The following is a 16,933-nucleotide window of genomic DNA, read 5'->3' as shown; positions in this document are numbered from 1 at the left end:
AAGACTCAAGACTCAAGACTCAAGACTCAAGACTCAAGACTCAAGACTCAAGACTTCCCCTCACATTTCCCGCCTAAACTCCATAGCCGAAAGCAAAGTCGCCGAATCAGCGTAATCCAGTTCCCCACCCGATGGCATGCCATGGGCGATGCGCGTGATTCTGATTCCAATTGGTTTCAATAACTTCGCGAGGTACAAAGCAGTGGTGTCACCTTCAATCGTCGGATTGGTTGCGACGATGATCTCTCCGACGGGTTCGTCTTGTAGTCGCCCCAGGAGTTCCCGAATCCGCAACTGCTCCGGACCAATCCCATCCACCGGCGACATCAACCCATGGAGAACGTGATACCGCCCCTTGTAGTCGTTGATTCGCTCCAGGGCGACGATATCTCTAGGCTCGGCAACCACGCACATGAGAGTCTTATCACGCCGAATATCGCGACAAATCTCGCACTCTTCAAACTCGGAAATGTTTTGGCATCGCAGGCAGAACTGCAGCTTTTCCTTGGCCGCCATGATTGCAGTAGACAGAGCCGAAGCCTCGTGCAATGGGACTCTTAACAAATGATATGCCAGGCGCTGAGCACTTTTTGGACCCACGCCTGGCAGTTTCTCAAGCTCCGCAATCAGCTCGGCAAGCGGCTTTGCGAATAGCAACCGTTACATCCCAAGGCCAGGAATCGGAGGCAGGCCCTTGGTGATCTCGCCCACTCGGTCTGCTCGCAGCTCGACAGCCTTTTCGAATCCGTCGCGCATGACGCCGACAACCAGGTCTTCGAGAGCCTCAACATCTTCGGGATCGACAACCGACTTATCGAACTTGATCGACTTGATCCGGCCAGTGCCATCGAAGGTCGCTTTGACGGGGCCTTTGTCAACGGAGAGTGTCTCTTGCTCAAGCTCTTGCTCAAGGTTTTGCGCGCGCGCCATTGCGTTTTGCACGTTCGCCATGAGGCCTCCGCCTCCACCCATTCCGCCGCCGAGTCCTTTTGGAAGTTTCATAATTGCCTAAATCTGTTCCTCGCCTCCGCCTGGCGGAGCCGGAACGTTGAACACTTCACGCACAATCCGTTCCAATCGAGGGCCGTCAACGGGTAATTCTACCGCTTCGGACTCTACGACGATTGATTCAGTTTTTTTTTTGAGCACGAACTCGATGCTCGTGCCTTCCCTGCCTAGCTTCGGCAAGAGATCCTGCAAGAACTTCGTTCGCTTGATATCGTCGTTGAACCACTCATAGTGCATCTGGTTCTCAATGCTCACCTGAAGCTTTTCTCCAGAGTCCTCGATCAACGCACTCGATGCTAACCGCATTTTATGCGGAGCAGGCATTCCGGTGTTTGGATGAACCGGGATCGAAGCAAGCACCTGTTGCCAGATGTCTCCGGTTGGTCTGGAGTGAGGGATACCAGCCGCGCTTTCGCTGTCTCCGGCAAGAGACGCTGAGGGTGACTTACTCGTCGGGGACTCAGAAAGCCCTTTCTCCTCCCGAGGGTTGGACTGGGGATTGAGGGAGACAGTCGACATCACATCCTGTGTAGCCGCACTCGGAGCGGACGAGGTCGTCCGAGCTCCGTGCTGACTCAGCCGAATCAGTTCACTCTCCAACCACAACCTTGGCAACGAAATGTCCCGAATCACCTTATGCGCCTCTGCCAACGAAGACCGAATCGAGATCAAGAACGGTCGCCCGAGGCGAGCCGCCAACTCGTGCATCGAAGACTCCCGAGTCGCATCAAACTCATCCGAAGAGACTTGATACGAAATCCGAGTCAGGTCACCCAGCCGGTGCAACATAGACTCCAACAACGCCCTCGGATCGCGCCCGGACCGAGCGATGTCTTGCAGTACCTCAATGATTCGAGCAATTTCGCCCTTCGATATCGCCTCTAGCAGTCCGTCCACCGCCTGCTCGTTCACCAACCCAAGCTGGTCATACACGACCTCAGTGGTAATCGTTCCATCCGAAACCAAAATCGCCTGCTCAAGAAGGGTGAGAGCATCACGAAAACCACCATCTGCCATCCGAGCAATGGCAGCGACCGCTGCCGGCTCCGCAGTCACTCCCTCAGAAGAACAGACGAAGTTCAATCGATCAACCAGATTCTTTATCGTAGCCCGATGGAACTCATACTTCTGGCACCGCGATCGAATCGTCGCCGGAACCTTATTGAACTCCGTCGTAGCAAGAATGAAGATCATATGCGCTGGCGGCTCTTCCACTGTCTTCAGAAGCGCGTCAAACGCCTTCGGCGACAAGTCGTGAACCTCGTCGATGATGAAGACCTTATACTTACCCATCATGGGCGCATAGCTCACTACATCTACAATCTTCTCTCGGACGTCATCCACACCCGAATCCGAAGCCGCGTCCATCTCGATAACATCCGGATGGTGTCCCTGTGTGATGGTAAGACAAGCCTCGCACTCGTTACAAGGGGTAGGAGTTGGCCCCTTCTCGCAGTTCAATGCCTTTGCCAGAAGACGAGCAGAAGATGTCTTCCCCGTTCCCCGAGGACCCGTAAAGAGAAAAGTCTGAGCGATTCGCCCAGTTGACAGTGCCGACTGAATCGTCCGCACGATGTGCTCCTGACCGATCAGATCCTCAAAGGTCTGGCTTCGATACTTTCGGTAGAGAGCGAGCTGAGCCACGAGAAGAATACCGGGAGGGCTGCATCACCCAGAGAATCGACTTACCGCTGCTGCCTTCCGGCCCTGACGGGGTTCGCCGAACTGCTGCCGCGCAGTTCCCGGCGATGAATTGTAGCATCGCCGGGGGGTTGTTTTCCTACTTTTTAGCTGGAAGTCCAGGAATGTCCAGCTTATCCTTGCTGTCCGAGTAGTTCTTGTCCGTCTCGATGTAGTTAGGAGTTTTCACCACTGGAACCTTGTCGGTCCACTCGCCTCGCAGAAGCAGTTGCTCCTTTGTGATTGGTATCGAAGCATAAAGCACCTTCATACCTGGCCGAGCATCGGTGCTCATGTTAGCCAAATACTTGTCCGTCATGCCTTCTCCGTTCCATCCAAACTTATCTTGGATGTGTGCCGGAGCAGAACGAGGATTGTAGTAGAACTCGAGAACGTAGTTCTTCCCAACCATTGGATACATCGTTGGGTCGCGGCTCATGTCGATTTTCTTATCAAACCGTTGGTTACGAACGAACAAGCCTTCTTGCATGTACGTTCGGTCCTTGGGTGGATCAAGACTGACGCCCTTTGCCTGAGCTTCCCAGTCAACAGATCCTTTTATCGCATCAGGGTAGTCAGCGTCTCGTAGCACGCACCTCAACCTGGAGCCGATAGCCAACACGTTCCAAGTTCCCTGAACCTTCAGAACCTTTTCGTCAACAACAGAGACCTTGGCGCTAAACCCAACATCAAAAGGTGGGTTGGTATCGTAGTCAGTAAAGCTACCGCCAGCTTTCTGGTTAAAGAATCCGCGCTGAGACATTCGAACCAGCAGGGTGTCGAGATTGCTTTCGATGGTGTCCCGGTTCGTTCGCAGCGAGTAGTTGCGCCGTTGCTTATCCATCTCGTACAGCTTGACTGCTTCATCGCTCAGCGTGTACCACAGCTCAACGGACTTATCAACCTGACCATTGCGCTCATAAAGCCGGCAAAGCAAGTTTCTGCGAGCTGGCATAATATCCACCCGCTTGTGCGCCTCCTCCATCCACTTCACAGCAGCCGGATAGTTGTCTTCAATCTTGTGATACCAAAGCCAAGCCGTTTCGAAGAACATTTCATAGGTCTTCGGGTTTTGCTCGGCACCTTCGGTTCCGAGCGCCACCGCCGAAGGCAGATATCTACGATCAGACCGTTGATCCTCATCCGTGAAGTTGTAGCCGATGTGCCACATTCCGGTTGCATAGACGTCGATCTGGTGAGGATCTAACATCGTGACCAGCCGAATGATCGGCAGAATCGCGTCGTAATTCCCCGTCTCGAAGAACGAGTCCGCTCGAACCCACAGGATTCCCGCGATCAACTCGCGAAAGCCAGCAAGCGCGAACAGCATTTGGTCCGCCGAAAGTGAGGCTGAGACGAGGCTCTTCCCTTCCTTAACCGGGCTGTAATTCTTACTCCAACCCGGAAAGACGCCGAGATTACCGATGACGGCTTGACCGACGAAAAGACCCGCAGCCGCTACAGCTAGTTTCGACCGAAATGCTTTCTTAGTTTCGAAACTTCCCATTAGGCTTAGACCTCCTTTCGGTCGAACATCAGCATCCCGATGATCAGCATGATCATGATGTAGAACAGACCATACAGAACTGCGTTGATCGCATACATCGTCGGATTGGTGATCGTTGTCTCAGGATTAATCAGCGGGTTCTGAACGTTGTAGCTGGCAAAGTTTGGAAGGATCGAACTCACGATGAACGAGAGAGCTTTTCCAAGCTGAGGTGCATTGGGATTCTTGTTAAACGAATCGAAGAAGGCATAACCAAGAGTTCCGATCAGATAAATTCCTCCGGTAAGGAAGAAGTTCACTAGCGGAGCAACGAAGGTCGATAAGCAGATCGCGACCGAAGCCAACAAGCTCATCTGAACGAAGAACATTCCATACGCCTGAAGTAGCGAGATACCCTTCGCCCAATCTTGGTGGAACAACCCAAACTCAAGAACCGAAACAATCGCCATCAGCCCCATCATGATCGCCAAAGCCGAAACGGCTCCGAGATACTTGCCGATGAGGAATTGCCAGCGCTGAACTGGCTTACTCAAAATCGTGTAGATCGTGCGTCGCTCAACCTCGTTAGGCAACATGTAAACCGTCAAAGTGATCGCAATCACTGCGCTCGAGAGCTGAACGATGCCAAGCACGAAGCCGGTAAGAACCGTTTGCTCTTGTCGAGCCGAAAGCACGCCCAAAAGCGGTGCAACCAACAGCAACAGAACAGCGATGAAAAGGATAATCAGCAAAACGCGCCGACGAATTGCTTCGCCAACCGTCGCCTTTGCAATAGCAATAACTGGTCTCATTTGTTTCGAACCGCCTCCACGAATAGGTCTTCAAGGCGCTTTTTGCGCGGAACAATACTCACGATCTGGCCACCCTTTGCACGAGCACCATCGATGATCGCGTTGATTTCCGATCCTTCCGGAACGTCGAACAACACACCAGCCGGAGTGTCGTGGATGTTGCCATCTTCGATCTTCATGTCGCTGAAAACGCCTCGATCAAGCTTTCCAACCAGAATTTCAACTCGCCCGCCAGCCAGAAGGTCGGTCAGCTTGCCTTGTGCAACGATGACGCCGTGGTTGATGATCGCTACGCGGTCGCAGATCAGCTCAACTTCCGAAAGCTCGTGCGATGAAATAAAGACCGTTCGGCCTTCCTCGCGGAAGCCCAAGATAAGGTCGCGAATCTCGCGATGAGCAATCGGGTCAAGTCCACCCGTAGGTTCGTCTAGGAACAACAACTTAGGATCGTTCAGGAGCGCCTGGGCAAGCCCGATGCGTTGCTGCATACCCTTCGAGTACTGGTTGATCGTCTTGTTGGTATTGCGAGCGTCGGCAAGGCCTACGCGCTCCAGCAAGTTCTGCATGTGCGCCACATCGGAGATTCCGAAGAGCGATCCGTAGAACTTGAGGATCTCAAGTCCGGTCATGTACTCGTAATAATAAGGTCGCTCGGGGACGTAACTGATGAGCTTGTGCACATCAAAGTCACCAAGTTCCTTACCAAGAATGTATCCTTCGCCTGACGTTGCTTCAATGATGCTGAGAAGCATCTTGATGGTCGTCGTCTTCCCGGCGCCGTTTGGCCCCAAGAATCCGAAAATCTCGCCTTCTTCAACGTGAAGGTCGAGCTTGTCCACAACGGTAAGGTTTCGGCTTTTGCTCTTGTAAGTCTTTGTTAACTGCTTTGTTTCTATGGCGGCGGCCAAGGGTCGCGCACCTCCCTATGATTTAAGATCGCGTCTAGGATACCTGTCAGGAGACACGACGCACGCCTCCGACTTCGGTGTCAGACACAATTCCCGCGCCAGAAGTTCCGATTTTCACGAAATTCTGAAACTGCCCGGGTTTTGCTCGATAACCCAGCAATCTTACCGGGAGTTCATCGCTCCTAACAAAATGAGTCAAAGCCATACCCGCAGCGAAAAGATTTATTGTGAAATCGAGAGCAAATTTAACAAAAACTTGCGTTTTGCAAGATTGGCTGGTAATACTACCAGTCACCAGTTGATGGGACACCTTCGGGGGAGAGATCCAAGGGCAAAGTCAACGGTGCAAGCCTTTGTGAGGTTGGCCAGCATAGCTCTCCTATCCGCCACCTCACATTTTTTTGTCTTCTAGGAGCGCACAACCCTAATTCGCAGTCGAAACCATAGGGTGCAACGCCGCCCACTAGACTGCGTGTGCTTCAGCACCACTCTAAATGTCGGGCTCTAGCACGCAGGAGACCACTCAGGCCCCCTACAAAGACTTCTTGACCTTCTGCTTCCGCCGCAACATCGCCGCGCACCCCAGCCCCAATACTGCTAGAGTTCCGGGCTCAGGCACCGGAGTGAATTCATGAATGAATCGGAAGCTCGCCGCCGGTGTCAGCTGGTTGATCAAATTCGAATCTGTCCAAACCGGGCCGGAAGTGTTGATCAACACCAAGCGAGTGCCTCCCGTAGCCAGAATGTTTCCGTTGCCAAGCTGGTAGACACCCCGCAATCCAAGTGAACCCGAAACATCGTAGGTTCCAACCTTAGCTCCGGAGCTGTCAAAGCGATAAAGCCCGGTCGGAATGCTAAACCCCGCAACCATCACTTGGTTGTTAAACGTCCCAATTTGCTGAGGAAAATTCAGGTCCGCCGACCCCGGCGAGTTATAGAACTTGCCAAGGTATGTGCCCGAAACATCATAGCGATCAATATCATCGCTTGTTGAATCCGAAATGTAAACGTCGGAACCAAACTGCTTAATGTCCCAAGGGCTGTTACTTCCCGAAGATGCTCCAAGCGCGAAGTTCCCGAGCAGATTTCCGCTAAAGTCGTAGCGGTAGATCCCAATGGCACCGCCATTTGCTGTTCCCGCGTTTGTAACCCAGACCTGGCCGTTAACCACATTCAACCCGCGAACGTTATCCAACTGACCCGTGATTGTGCTCAACAGGCTTCCGCTATCACTGTAGCGGTAGATCGAGTCGTTGATCTGATCCGTGATCCAGATTTCAGCACCCACCTGCTTAGCCGCAACCGGCGTCGAAAACGCGGCGTTCACAATGAAGTTGGCATCAATAACCGCCCCAGTCTGCGCGTCTAGCTTCAAAATCCGATCATTCCCAGAATCTGGAACGAGCAAGAACTGCGCTGAGGCAATCCCAGAAGCCAAAACCAAGCCGCATCCAACAAACAAACGCATCACCAAATTGTACACCGATCCTAGAACTTCAACTAGCTAGAAATACTGTCGGTGGCAGGGTGAGACTGCCGGCAGAGAAAGGCGTCTCGAGCCGCGCGAGGCACCCTCTAGACCACTTGTGCTTCGGCACAGCTCTCTCTGTCGGGCTTTTGCACGCAAGGTCGGAATATTCACAAAGTCAGCCTAGCCAACTCGCGCGTCAGGCCTCCATGAAGTTGTACGCTCTTCCACCGTGCGCCAAAGAGAACGCCTCTGAGGCAAATCGAAAAGAGCACTCATCGCCCTCGCACTCAACAGAAACATCCAATGGTTTGATGACCTCCAGCAGGACCCAAGGTAGCAAACCGATGATCGTAAGAATAATCATCACGATCCGCCTCAAGTATTTGTTCTCTATCCCAAGCCAAATCATCGCGCAAATCACCGGCATCATGCACGCCACACAAGTCGCGGTGCGTCCAAGTTGCTTAATTCGCAACGCACGCTTGCAACCCGTACAAATCGGTACCGTCACCCGTGCTAACCCAAACAGCAGCAAAATCGGAACAAATATCCCGATGCAACCCCATTTGGCCTGAGTCAGAAAACTCAAACGTGAATTAGCCACTCCGCCGCACCGAGGGCAAATCGGCTGCCAGCTCGGCGGACTCTTCCGGTTAAAAGTCACCACAAAAAGATCACTTCGCATATGGATTCAGCACCTCACGCGTTGAGCTTAAACATTGTAACTCTGTTTTATGCGGCGAGCCACTTCGTGGGCAGGACAAACAGGAGTAGCTGGGGTGACACGTTTAAGCGATGGTCTCCTGGGAAGTTGGTCCACCGATGCCTGGCTTAAGCGTGAACAGCCTTCCAACCTAGCCAGGAACCTGGAGCTACAACAAATTCAATCACGTAGCCATACCTAGCCTGAACTAACGCTCGTCTCGCACCCGAGCAATCTCGCTCAGTTCCAGCTTGGTCGCTCTTCGGTCATACCCCTTCGTCCTCCTACTGTCCGCGTGCCCCGCAATCCACCGCGCCGTCCCAAGCAGACCACCTTTCTCAAGAAACGTCGAAATCCCGATAGCGCAAGAATAACTCGCATCGCGCTCGAAGAGCATTCCAAGACTTCGCAAGAAGTCCCGGTCGTTACGACCGCTTGCTCCTGTCATGCCTCAGCAAAACCCTTCCCATCAGGTCCGATTTAGCTTCCCAGAATGCACCCACATCCTCTCCCTCAAGCCAATAATTGCCCCAATCTAATCCACACCTGGTTGACTTTTCCCCTCCAAAGTCGCCTAGTAGGTGATGAGCAAGATTCTCGTCCGCAAGCGATCCCATCGAGAAAACTCAAGACTCAAGACTCATAACCGCCTACCCACCCCTACCCACAAAGAATCCGAAAATCGAAACCCGTTGAACCTGACTACCCAACCAAATGCGTCGCACTTCTCTCCTCCAGATGGCCTATAGCCGATGACCGAAAGCCAAATTCCTGTCCCCACTTGTCCCCACCAAAATCGAAAAGCGAGAAGCCATTTGAACTTAATGTCACCAGCAAAATGCGTCGCAGTTCTCTCTCGAAGAGGCTCAAGCCAGTCGAGCCGCATCGATAAATGCCCGAACGGCGCCCAAGTCCTTCCGCCCGACCGCTTCTTCAACCCCCGAAGAAACATCGACCATAAACGGCCGCACCCGACGCACCGCGTCTGCAACATTATCTGGCGTCAACCCGCCCGCCAAAATCACTGGACGATCGGCCAGAGCCACGAACTCTGCGGCAAAACCCCAGTCCAAAACCAGACCCGTCCCGCCGTAAACACCATCTTTGTATGCATCCAACAACAACGCCGAGGCGTTCACCGTCTGCTGAACATAGTCCGCTGGCTTCTGCCCCACCCGAACCCGCAAAGTATGAATCCGCTTCGTCGAAGGCTCCGGATACTCCTCCCACTCTGCTCCCTGAACCAAATCGAACAAGCCCCGAAATGCCACCCCCGTCACTCGCCCGAAAACCGCAACCTTGATCGGAACCGGCGGCAGCTTCTGCAACCAAGCCGTATCGGTCTCCGTGACGCACCGAGGCGACGAAGGCTCATGCACAAACCCGACCGCGTCTGCTCCAAACTCAATCGCCATCCGAGCGTCCCGCTCGTTGGTCAGCCCGCAGATCTTAACCCGCGTCACCGACCTATAACCTCGCGAACTTTCCCTTCAATGTCCGAGGAAGCACAAAACGCCGTCCCGATCAAAACCGCATCCGCCCCCATCCCATGCACCGCCCGAACGTCTTCCGCACTCTCCAGAGCCGACTCCGAAACTTTCAGAACCCCATCCGGAATCAACTGAATCAGCCGCGAAGTCGTCGAAAGATCTGTCTTGAACGTCCGAAGGTCACGGTTGTTAATTCCAATCATGTCCGCCCCCAACTCAACCGCAAACTCCGTCTCCGCTTCATCGTGCACCTCGACCAAAACATCCAACAACCGATGCTTCGCCTCATGATAGAGATCAGTCAACAGCCCCCGCTCCAAGCCAGCGACAATTAGGAGAACACAATCCGCCCCCCAAGCCCGTGCCTCATCTAACTGATAAGTGTCAAACACAAAATCTTTCCGAAGCAACGGCAACGACACCGCTGTCCGAACCTCACGCAGATAGGTCGGCGAACCCTGAAAATACTGAACATCCGTCAGAACCGACAGACAAGTCGCCCCAGCCCGTTCATAGCTTTGAGCAATTGCAACCGGATCAAAGTCCGCTCGAATTTCGCCCATCGAAGGAGAGCCCTTTTTCACCTCCGCGATTAGAGCCGGCTTGGGTGCCGCCATCAACGCTGCGCGGAAACCGCGAGGCTCAAAGCGCAGTGCTCGTTCCCTAAGTTCCTCAACCGAAATCACCTGCCGAGCCAGTGCAACTTCTTCGCGCTTGGTGGCAAAAATCTTCTCCAGGATCGTCAAGCGTCCGCCTTCAGCCGCTCAAGCTTGCTCGCAGAGGCCCCGCTCCGAACCGTCTCCAGAGCCAGTTCGTATGCCCCCTTCCAGTCATCGGCCAGTCCGGCCAGCCGAACCGCAACCGCCGCGCTCGGCAAAACCGCCAAACACTTCTGAGAAGAAACCTGGGTGACCGCCTCTTCCAATAGCTGCCCGTTATCCAATGGAGTCTCTCCCGAAAGCAGAGCCGAGAGATCAACCGGCTTCGCCCCGAAAGTCGCCGGCGTCCACTCTTCCCTTCTCACTTCCCCGTTCTCAACGACCCGAACCTGAGTCACCGAGATTGGAGAGATCTCGTCCATCCCCGGCTCGCCGTGCACGACAATCGCAAACTCGGTATCAAGGCGAACGAGTGCTTCGGCCACCATCGAAAGCAGCCCCGGCTCCCAAACTCCAACGATCTGGCGACGTGCACCAGCTGGATTCAAAAGAGGCCCGAGAACATTGAACACTGTTCGGAAAGGAAGCTCCTTCCGAATCGGAGCCATCTTGGCTCCTGAAGGATGGAATTTTGGCGCAAACAAAAAGGCAAACCCGAGTTCATTGAGCCGCCGAGAAGCATCTTCCGGCGTCTCGCAGAGTGGAACTCCGATCGCTTCCAGAACATCTGCTGAACCACAACGACCGGTGATCGCTCGGTTGCCGTGCTTAGCAACCGTCGCCCCGGCGCCAGCGGCGATAATCGCCGCTGCAGTCGAAACGTTGAACGAGGAGACTCCGCCGCCTGTTCCGCATGTATCAATATGGTTCTTGACCGGGGAAACGACTGAAACGCAGTCTGCCCTAAGAGTTCGAGCGAAGCCCGCAATTTCGTCGTTAGTAACTCCTTTCATCTGGAGCGCGGTCAACGTCGCGCCAATTTGCACCGGAGTCGCATCTTTGATGAGGCTCTTCATCAAGGAGGAGGCCTCGGCGAGCGAGAGGTGCTCCCGGTTTGCAACTTTACCAAGCAACGGTCCAAATTCCATTGCTTCGATTATCGCCCAATTTTAACTGCCAAAGGTATGCTTTTAGGTGATGGGATCGTACATCGGCATCCTCGCGCTCATGGGACTCGCAGCATTTCTCTGCGCGGTCTTTGCCACCATCAGTTGGCTTCTGGGACCAAAGCGAAACACCTCTTATAAAAATGCTCCGTACGAGTGCGGTGTTGCTCCCGTCGGTGACGCTCGCGAGCGATTCCCGATCAAGTTTTATCTCGTTGCGATCATCTTCATCTTGTTCGATATTGAAGTGGTCTTCCTTTGGGCTTGGATGACTGTTTACAAGGGCGGAACGGCCGAGTTCATTAAGTTCACGTTCTTCGAGTTCCTGGCGTTCATGGCGACTTGGGTTCTGGCTTATGCGTATATTTTAAAGGTGAAAGCAATCGATTGGGACGAGCCCGAAGCCGATCCTAAAGAGTTCCAGGAGGCGGCGTAATGGTTGCGGAAACCGAAACACTCCAGTCTCTTCTGGGCGAGCGATTGTTGAAAATCGCTGAAAAGCACGCCGGGACCTATTTCTGCGTCGCGCCTTCTGACCTGCTTGAAACACTGACCGTCTTGCGAGAAAAGCATGACTATAAGTTCTTTAGCGAGTGCGTTGGTGCGGACTACAGCACCTGGACCCATGAGCGAGATCTCTCGGGCCGCTTCGAGGTCGTCTACAACCTTCTTTCGCTTTCGAGCGGAAACCGAGTCTTTGTGAAGACTAGTGTGAGCGATGGTGAATCCATCCCATCCGCAATTCCGGTTTATCAAGGGGCCGAGTACCCCGAGAAAGAGATCGGCGACATGTACGGCATAAAATTCACCGGAAACGAACTGAAACCCGGCGAGCGCTTCATGCTTCCTGACGACTGGGTCGGTTTCCCGCTACGAAAGGAGTACCCGCTTGGCGGTGAAGACGTTCTGTTTGATATCGGAACTCGCGGACCAGCCGTCGAAGACAAAATGCGCCCCCATGCCGGAGAGAGTTTTGAGGGCAAGACCGGAACCGAAGAGGTCAGCGGACGATGAACCAACAAACCTTTATGCCGTCCACCGAGACGATCTTCCAGCGTGTTGGCGAAAACACCATGATCGTCAACATGGGTCCTCAGCACCCATCCACTCACGGCGTCCTTCGAGTCATCACCGAGCTCGACGGCGAAACCATTGTTCAGTGTAAGTGCGTGATTGGCTATCTCCACACTGGGATGGAGAAGGAAGCTGAGTACCAGCAGTATCTGAAATGCGTCCCGATGACGGACCGCATGGATTACCTCAATGCCAACGGTAACAACTTAGCTCATGCGCTTGCGGTAGAGCAGCTTCTGGGTTGCGAAATTCCAAAGCGGGCACAATACATTCGCGTCATCCTCGCAGAGCTAAGCCGCATCGCATCGCACCTCGTCTGGCTTGGTACCCACGCGCTCGACATGGGCGCGATGACCCCGTTCTTTTATACTTTTCAACAGCGCGAACTCATTCTAGACATCTTTGAAATGGTGAGCGGCGTCCGGATGATGCCTTCTTGGATCGTTCCCGGCGGACTTCGTGGCGATGTACCCGCAGAGTTCGAGCCGCGGCTCCGAGAATTCCTGAAAAGTTTCGATAACGAGATGGACACGCTTGAAGCCCTGATCAACGAAAACCCAATCTGGAAAGAGCGAACCTACGATGTTGGGATTTTGTCAGCTTCGGATGCTCTTTCACTTGGGTGTTCGGGGCCCATTTTGCGTGCCAGCGGAATCAACTGGGATCTGCGCAAGGACAAGCCTTACTCTTCTTACGAAGACTTCAACTTTTCGGTCCCAGTCGGCCGAACCGGTGATGTCTACGACCGCTATTTGGTCCGAATGGTCGAACTTCGCGAGAGTGCGAAGATCATCGAGCAGGCCATCGATGGCCTTCCTGAAGGCGATTACTGCACGGCTGATCGCAAGATCGCGCCTCCGCCCAAGCCCGAGATTGATTTCTCAATGGAATCGCTCATCCACCACTTCAAACTCTACACCGAAGGCTTTCGACCTCCGGTGGGAGAGTCGTACGCCGCCGTGGAAGGCTCAAAGGGGGAATTGGGCTTCTATATCGTGAGCGACGGGACCAACCGTCCCTACCGATGGCACGAAAGACCTAGCAGTTTCATGAATCTCAAATCTCTTGAGGTTTTGGCAAAAGATCGAATGATCGCTGACTTGATCGCGATCATTGGCTCGATTGACATTGTTTTGGGTGAAATCGATCGTTGAGGGAACTCGTCAAAGTTCCCTGATTCACTAATATTTGGGAAATTCTTTCAAAACACTCTCAGTTTCGACAAAGTCAGTGATAATATATTCCCACCGATAAGGAACACTCTCTGAGGGTTGCAAGTCGGTTTACATGTGTGGCAACGATGCCACAAGGGAAATCATAAATGAAACGAGCATTCACACTCATCGAACTCCTCGTGGTTATCGCGATCATCGCGATCCTCGCAGCGATTCTCTTCCCAGTCTTTGCACAGGCTAAAGAAGCCGCAAAGAAAGCCCAAGGAATCAGCAACATCAAGCAGACGGCTACCGGTGCAATCATTTACACCACGGACGCTGATGACAACGCCCCTTCGGCAACTTCCATCTCGGACGGTAGCGCATGCGGCCTCGGACTTCCCGGAACCATCGCTAGCTGGAACTGGGCGGCAACCACGCCTGCAGGTGCAGATGCTGCGATTTGTACTCAGACCGACGGACAAGCATGGATCAACTCTACTCAGCCATACATCAAGAACTGGCAGATGATGGAGCAACCGACGTTCAACCGACGAGACATCTACACCGCTGCCTACATGGCATCGTTCGTACGCCCTCCGACGACTTCCGCTCTAACCATGAACGGACTTCTTCACCAGTACAGCATGACCGCGATCAACCGACCTTCGAACATTCCTTTGTTCTGGGCTGGATCGTTCAAGCAGAACTGGCGTGGCGGTAGCTACTCCGCAGCTCCTGTGCTTCTTTGCACCGGATCCGGCTCAGCTACTAATCCTCTTCCTTGCCGATTCAACGCAGGCGGACACCCAGTCACCGGTGCGGTTGTTCTTCAGCCATACCAATTCTTCCGCTTCGTCGACTCAACTCTGAACAGCATGCACCACTACGGTCAGGGAACTGTCTTTGCTTATACCGATACTTCGGCTAAGTATGTTCCAGTTCGTGGCGCGAGCTACCAGCAACCATGGTTGTCTGTTCCTGCAAACGGCCAGCTGACCAGCGGCATCCACTCACTCTGCGGATCCACCACAGTGCAGTACCCTGCACTGTTCCGACCTGACAACAACGGAGATACATACCCTCTGACGTGGACGGTCAACCCCTGCAACTGGTAATCTGAGAAAGATGAAGAAATTCACACTTGTTCTTGGTCTCGTGGTCGTTGGTGCACTTTTCGCTGGATGTTCTGGCGGAGAAACAGCACCTGAAGGAGCCGGTAAAAATGCTCCAGAAGCCGTCAAAGCGGATAAGGCAAACCTTAACCAAGGCGTTGGCGATACCGAGAAGTTACCTGGCTCGAACTAAAAGAGCCACCGCAGACAGTGCAAAAACCCTCCAGTAATGGAGGGTTTTTTGTTGTACTAGAGTAATATCTTATGATGAAATCAATTGGTCTCTCGATCGGGGTAGCCCTGCTAATGCTCACTCTCTGTGGTTGCAAGCAAGACGAAGCTGGGAGCAGAGTCATGGTCGATGAACTCGCTGCAAAGATGACCCCAGGAATGTCGATCTCCGAAGTTAAAGCCGTTCATGGGGAGCCAGACGAGATTGTCGAAGAAGACATGAAGGCACTCACCAAGACGGGCGAGAAGAAGACAGGAAAGCCTGCATTCATTTATCGCTACAAGAAGGTCAGCGAGTTCCACGAGCTGTGGGTGCGGTTTGCTGACGACAAAGTCACATGGGCAATGTCCTATGAAAAGTCTTCAAAGCTTCACGTCGACAAGCCACAAGGTTGATCTTTCGTGCGCTTCGCTGGGGTCGATTTCTAGGGAAGTAAGACCTTCGCTAACTCAAGCCGATCAGTAGTATCCTTTGCTTGTCTGATTCGCGGCGTCGACCCAATCGGCAACGAAGAGCTTCATCTTCGCGACATCGACAGTACCGGTCGGAATCACGCGGATGAAGGCGCCTTCGTCTTTTGCTCGATTCGTGAACAAGTACATGAGCATGTCGCGCTTCACCTTCGACATGTTTCCGTAGTAGCCCTTGTTCAATCGGAAGAAGTACATTGCAACGCGGGCGTTTCCGCCCTGCTCCATATCCACAAGGGTGATTGGAATATCGCCGTGCGTCTTGGTTTTGATCACGTCTTCTCGTTGGTTTGAGAGTCGCCAGCCTTGGGCTGAGAAGCAGATCTGGGGATCGTGGAAGCTTTCTTTGCTGTTGCTCGCGATCGCTACGACATCATAGGACTCGTTGCCGTTCACGAAAACTCGAGCACAGATCCCCCATGGCTTGAGAATGTCGTATGAGCTCTTGTCCATCTTGTAGGACACTTTCTCGCCGTCCTTGAGCATCGGCTGAAAGCGACCGACCTTTGTGGGCAGCATCGCGATGACTTGGTCTTCGGTGAGAATCTTTTCCGGCGGTCTTGGCGCGAAGTTGTAACCCAAGCCAATGGTTGTGAGCAGTCCCGACAGAATCCAGAGGGTTTTTTTCATTCTTTCCATCCCAGCAGTCTCGCTGCCTTGAAGATAATCCAGAAGCAAATGAGGAGCATGATGTAGCCGCTCCAGTCGTGGAAGGCGGCACCAGCCGGAGCCCCCCATTGTTCGCCGACCATCCCGATCATCGCGATGCGAAGGCCATTCATTAGCAAGCAAAGGGGAACGATCATCAGCAACATCATGAAATTGAAGTTGATCGTCGAACGGGCGAATAGGATGAAGTGACATGTAAAGCAGGTCACGGCCACCAGAAGCTTTAGACCCGAACAAGGCACTGCTATGTTCAAAGCGTAAGAGTTGAGTTGAATTGAGGTTGGATCGAGGCGAGTGGGACCGAATCCGGTCAACGCTAACAGCTTCTCAGCAACCGTCGTCGAGGCGATTTGCAACTCGTTAGTGTTCGCGTCAAGATACGAGCTTGCAATTGGGAGCATGAAGACGATGAAGAGGATCGGCAGTAGTGCCCTCCATGCCCAGTGCCCACCAAACAGCGTCCAAACGACCCCGAAGACCGCTGCAATGAAGCAAATGGACTGCATGGCCCACCAGTCGCCGATGAACGCGATGTATTGGAAGTAAGCCAGCGGAGCCAGGAGAAGAAGAACCATCGGCGCGCTTTTCCGCGCGGACTCAACAAACATGTCTCGTCGCCGGTGAAGCTGCCAAATGATCAAAAACGGAACCAGGATGATGTGAGAGTAGTTGTCGTCCTCGTTCCACATCTTGTAGACCTGGCGATAAAGCGGCCAGAACATAAGGCTGAGCCCGATCAGACCGACTACCGAAGGAATAAAAAGCTCATGCCGAGAGACGCGAGCAAGCCCTCCGTCTTTGACCCAGTCAAGAACGCGCCGCAAAACCGCCTGGACATCGTCCAGCATTGAGCCTTTCTCTTGCTTTGCTTCTAGTGTTGCGACCTGCTCCAAATC

Annotated in this window: 20 protein-coding genes and 1 other RNA gene; 6 read left to right on the top strand and 15 right to left on the bottom strand. The window is 53.4% G+C overall.

The window, feature by feature from the left end; all coding sequences use genetic code 11:
- Positions 1–60 precede the first annotated feature (60 nt).
- From recR to trpD, 13 genes are all read right to left on the bottom strand, one after another.
- Positions 61–657, bottom strand: a complete 597-nt coding sequence (recR, locus tag WCK51_09630; protein MEI7577143.1) for a recombination mediator RecR — start codon at positions 655–657, stop codon at positions 61–63.
- Between the two features lie 3 nt (positions 658–660).
- Positions 661–1,002, bottom strand: coding sequence for a YbaB/EbfC family nucleoid-associated protein (locus tag WCK51_09625; GenBank protein ID MEI7577142.1), 342 nt, complete (start codon positions 1,000–1,002; stop codon positions 661–663).
- Between the two features lie 6 nt (positions 1,003–1,008).
- Complete coding sequence (dnaX, locus tag WCK51_09620; GenBank protein MEI7577141.1) at positions 1,009–2,652, bottom strand: DNA polymerase III subunit gamma/tau; 1,644 nt, start codon at positions 2,650–2,652, stop codon at positions 1,009–1,011.
- 5 nt (positions 2,653–2,657) lie between these two features.
- An RNA gene (gene ffs, locus WCK51_09615) (signal recognition particle sRNA small type) lies at positions 2,658–2,756 on the bottom strand.
- A gap of 32 nt (positions 2,757–2,788) precedes the next feature.
- Complete coding sequence (locus WCK51_09610) at positions 2,789–4,195, bottom strand: hypothetical protein (protein MEI7577140.1); 1,407 nt, start codon at positions 4,193–4,195, stop codon at positions 2,789–2,791.
- A gap of 5 nt (positions 4,196–4,200) precedes the next feature.
- Entirely contained in the window at positions 4,201–4,986 is a 786-nt protein-coding gene (locus WCK51_09605) for an ABC transporter permease (protein ID MEI7577139.1), read from the bottom strand.
- The gene (locus WCK51_09600; GenBank protein ID MEI7577138.1) at positions 4,983–5,894 is read right to left on the bottom strand and encodes an ABC transporter ATP-binding protein; all 912 of its coding nucleotides are present in this window, start codon (positions 5,892–5,894) and stop codon (positions 4,983–4,985) included. The genes WCK51_09605 and WCK51_09600 overlap by 4 nt, the downstream gene beginning before the upstream one ends.
- 532 nt (positions 5,895–6,426) lie before the next feature.
- Complete coding sequence (locus tag WCK51_09595; protein ID MEI7577137.1) at positions 6,427–7,362, bottom strand: PEP-CTERM sorting domain-containing protein; 936 nt, start codon at positions 7,360–7,362, stop codon at positions 6,427–6,429.
- 199 nt (positions 7,363–7,561) lie between these two features.
- Positions 7,562–8,050 (bottom strand): hypothetical protein, encoded by a 489-nt coding sequence (locus WCK51_09590; protein MEI7577136.1) that lies wholly within the window; start codon positions 8,048–8,050, stop codon positions 7,562–7,564.
- 226 nt (positions 8,051–8,276) lie between these two features.
- Positions 8,277–8,516 carry a hypothetical protein gene (locus tag WCK51_09585; GenBank protein MEI7577135.1) on the bottom strand — a complete coding sequence of 80 codons (240 nt, stop codon included), beginning with the start codon at positions 8,514–8,516 and terminating at the stop codon, positions 8,277–8,279.
- Positions 8,517–8,934: 418 nt separating this feature from the next.
- On the bottom strand, positions 8,935–9,531 hold the full coding sequence (locus tag WCK51_09580) for a phosphoribosylanthranilate isomerase (protein ID MEI7577134.1): 597 nt from the start codon (positions 9,529–9,531) through the stop codon (positions 8,935–8,937).
- Entirely contained in the window at positions 9,528–10,304 is a 777-nt protein-coding gene (gene trpC / locus WCK51_09575; protein MEI7577133.1) for an indole-3-glycerol phosphate synthase TrpC, read from the bottom strand. Before trpC ends, WCK51_09580 begins: the two co-directional genes overlap by 4 nt.
- Positions 10,301–11,305 (bottom strand): anthranilate phosphoribosyltransferase, encoded by a 1,005-nt coding sequence (gene trpD / locus WCK51_09570; GenBank protein MEI7577132.1) that lies wholly within the window; start codon positions 11,303–11,305, stop codon positions 10,301–10,303. Before trpD ends, trpC begins: the two co-directional genes overlap by 4 nt.
- A gap of 49 nt (positions 11,306–11,354) precedes the next feature.
- Between trpD and WCK51_09565 the strand changes: the two genes are divergently transcribed.
- The 6 genes from WCK51_09565 (at position 11,355) to WCK51_09540 (ending at position 15,293) form a co-directional block, all read left to right on the top strand.
- Positions 11,355–11,759 carry an NADH-quinone oxidoreductase subunit A gene (locus WCK51_09565; protein ID MEI7577131.1) on the top strand — a complete coding sequence of 135 codons (405 nt, stop codon included), beginning with the start codon at positions 11,355–11,357 and terminating at the stop codon, positions 11,757–11,759.
- Positions 11,759–12,337: an NADH-quinone oxidoreductase subunit C gene (locus WCK51_09560; GenBank protein ID MEI7577130.1), complete on the top strand. Its 579-nt coding sequence runs from the start codon at positions 11,759–11,761 to the stop codon at positions 12,335–12,337. The genes WCK51_09565 and WCK51_09560 overlap by 1 nt, the downstream gene beginning before the upstream one ends.
- A gap of 59 nt (positions 12,338–12,396) precedes the next feature.
- The gene (gene nuoD / locus WCK51_09555) at positions 12,397–13,551 is read left to right on the top strand and encodes an NADH dehydrogenase (quinone) subunit D (GenBank protein ID MEI7577129.1); all 1,155 of its coding nucleotides are present in this window, start codon (positions 12,397–12,399) and stop codon (positions 13,549–13,551) included.
- A gap of 167 nt (positions 13,552–13,718) precedes the next feature.
- Entirely contained in the window at positions 13,719–14,669 is a 951-nt protein-coding gene (locus tag WCK51_09550) for a prepilin-type N-terminal cleavage/methylation domain-containing protein (GenBank protein ID MEI7577128.1), read from the top strand.
- A gap of 10 nt (positions 14,670–14,679) precedes the next feature.
- Positions 14,680–14,859, top strand: coding sequence for a hypothetical protein (locus WCK51_09545; GenBank protein ID MEI7577127.1), 180 nt, complete (start codon positions 14,680–14,682; stop codon positions 14,857–14,859).
- A gap of 74 nt (positions 14,860–14,933) precedes the next feature.
- A complete protein-coding gene (locus tag WCK51_09540; protein ID MEI7577126.1) occupies positions 14,934–15,293 on the top strand; it encodes a hypothetical protein in 360 nt (119 codons plus the stop codon).
- A 63-nt stretch (positions 15,294–15,356) separates the two neighbouring features.
- On the opposite strand, the gene WCK51_09535 is transcribed toward WCK51_09540, so the two are convergent.
- Both WCK51_09535 and WCK51_09530 read right to left on the bottom strand, forming a co-directional pair.
- Complete coding sequence (locus tag WCK51_09535; GenBank protein ID MEI7577125.1) at positions 15,357–15,998, bottom strand: exosortase-associated EpsI family protein; 642 nt, start codon at positions 15,996–15,998, stop codon at positions 15,357–15,359.
- Positions 15,995–16,930, bottom strand: coding sequence for an exosortase/archaeosortase family protein (locus WCK51_09530; protein ID MEI7577124.1), 936 nt, complete (start codon positions 16,928–16,930; stop codon positions 15,995–15,997). The genes WCK51_09535 and WCK51_09530 overlap by 4 nt, the downstream gene beginning before the upstream one ends.
- Positions 16,931–16,933 lie beyond the last annotated feature (3 nt).

The organism is Armatimonadota bacterium (genome assembly GCA_037138755.1).
Taxonomy (GTDB): domain Bacteria; phylum Armatimonadota; class Fimbriimonadia; order Fimbriimonadales; family Fimbriimonadaceae; genus Fimbriimonas.
The sequence above is the reverse complement of the archived record's forward strand: the minus strand, read 5'-3'. Positions and strand labels throughout refer to the sequence as shown.